This is a genomic window from Planktothrix sp. FACHB-1355, assembly GCF_014748295.1.
Classification (GTDB): Bacteria; Cyanobacteriota; Cyanobacteriia; order Cyanobacteriales; family Aerosakkonemataceae; genus Aerosakkonema; species Aerosakkonema funiforme_A.
Window position 1 is genome coordinate 1 of the sequence record NZ_JACJUP010001309.1, and the last position, 1,755, is coordinate 1,755.

Below are 1,755 nucleotides of genomic sequence, written 5' to 3' on the forward strand. Positions count from 1 at the left end.
TTTACTCGTGCTGCGGTGGGTTGTTCTTCTGAAGAAAATCCTTGCAGTGTGCCTTCTATTGTGAGACCGTAAGCTTTGGCATAGTAACCCAAAGCGTCGTGAGTTGTGACTAATTTGCGTTGCTTGGCAGGAATGGTATTAATTTGCCTTGCAATCCAGGTATCTACTTGTTTTAATTGCGCTGTCAGTTTTTGGGCGTTGCTGGTATAAAGGTTAGTATTGGCAGGCGCAATGTTAATTAAGCGATCGCGAATTATTTCTACCATGCGGATGCCATTCTCGACATCGTGCCAAACGTGGGGGTCGGGGGCTTTTTCTTCATCTTGATGTTTTTCTTGATGCTGTTCTACTTCTGTATGATGGTGGTGATGTTCTTCTCCCATCAGTGGGTTGGGTACGGCTTTCTCGTTGACGGCAACTTTTGGCGCAAAGTTATTCGTTGCCTTGACTAAATCAATAATAGCGGGTTCAAAGTCGTAGCCTCCATAAAAAATCAGTTGTGCGGTTTCAATTGCTTTGCGGTCTTCGGGTGTCGCTTGATACGTGTGGGGGTCTCGATCGGCACCAACCAAACACTTTAATTCTACTGTTTCCTGGGCGATCTTTTCGGTCAAGTCGCACAAAATGCTGTATGATGCGACTACTTTTGGCTTTGGGGAAGCTGTTGTTTGGGTGGTAGCCTGGGTATCTGCACCGCACCCGCTTAGACTGGTGGCGATCGCTACTACTATCGCACCCCAAAACCATTGCTTTTTCTCTGACATCCTCTCCTCCTTGACAGGAATTCCTATCAGCTTTGACAAAATTTGTCTTTTTATGTGATAATGATACTCATTCTAATATACTACTGTATAGTTAGCTCACCCAGCGTTTATTCAATCTAAAATCTCAAATCGGATCGCCTATGCTGGAAGTCCAAAACTTAGCCGTCCGTTACCAAAGAGTTTGCGCTGTCAACAGCGTCAGCTTCACCGTTGCGCCGGGACAATTAGTCGGTGTGATTGGCCCTAACGGTGCGGGTAAAAGTACAATGATTAAAGGGATGCTGGGGCTTATTGCTACTTGCAGCGGAGTGGTAAAGTTTCGTTCCCGTCCGCTGAAGCAGCAATTAAAACAAGTGGCTTATATACCGCAGCGATCGCAAATCGATTGGGATTATCCTATAACAGTTTGGAACGCGGTGATGATGGCTCGCACCGTACATACTGGCTGGTTTAAAGAACCCAACCGTCAATCGCAAGAAATTGTTAAAGCTGCGCTTGCACGGGTGGGAATGTGGGAATTGCATCAGCGTCAAATCGGGGAACTTTCTGGCGGACAGCAACAGCGAGTATTTTTAGCACGCGCACTGGCGCAGCAAGCGGAATTGTTATTTTTTGACGAGCCTTTTACTGGCATTGATAAAAAAACAGAAGAAATAGTTTTTGAGATTTTTTCCGAACTCAAAGCCCAAAATAAAACTTTGTTGGTTATCGGTCACGACTTGGGAGAAAATTTGAGCTATTACGACCGTTTTTTATTAATGAACAAACATTTAATTGCTGACGGATCGAGGGCAGAAGTATTAACTGCTGCCAATCTTCAAAAAGCTTACGGGCAATTGACAATGATGAGTAAATTTCATGTGGAATTTTCTAATTGAACCGCTGAGTTTTGAATTTATGCGTCACGCCCTGGCTATTGCCATCTTGCTGGGAATCCTTTGCTCAGTGGTGGGCAGTTTCTTGATTGTACAACAGATGGGAATGATGGGAG

At 44.7% G+C, this 1,755-nt stretch carries 3 protein-coding genes; 2 read left to right on the forward strand and 1 reads right to left on the reverse strand.

Going from position 1 to position 1,755, the window contains the following annotated elements:
* Window positions 1-764 (reverse strand): zinc ABC transporter substrate-binding protein (locus tag H6S82_RS31855; RefSeq protein WP_191057394.1); only part of this gene is annotated, 764 nt, incomplete at its 3' end.
* 140 nt (window positions 765-904) lie between these two features.
* Between H6S82_RS31855 and H6S82_RS31860 the strand changes: the two genes are divergently transcribed.
* Both H6S82_RS31860 and H6S82_RS31865 read left to right on the forward strand, forming a co-directional pair.
* A complete protein-coding gene (locus H6S82_RS31860; protein WP_190469643.1) occupies window positions 905-1,642 on the forward strand; it encodes a metal ABC transporter ATP-binding protein in 738 nt (245 codons plus the stop codon).
* A gap of 19 nt (window positions 1,643-1,661) precedes the next feature.
* Window positions 1,662-1,755 (forward strand): metal ABC transporter permease (locus tag H6S82_RS31865; protein ID WP_347339579.1); only part of this gene is annotated, 94 nt, incomplete at its 3' end.

Coding starts and splice junctions, on each gene's coding strand:
- H6S82_RS31860 (WP_190469643.1), top strand. CDS start 905: ATGCTGGAAGTCCAAAACTTAGCCGTCCGTTACCAAAGAGTTTGCGCT.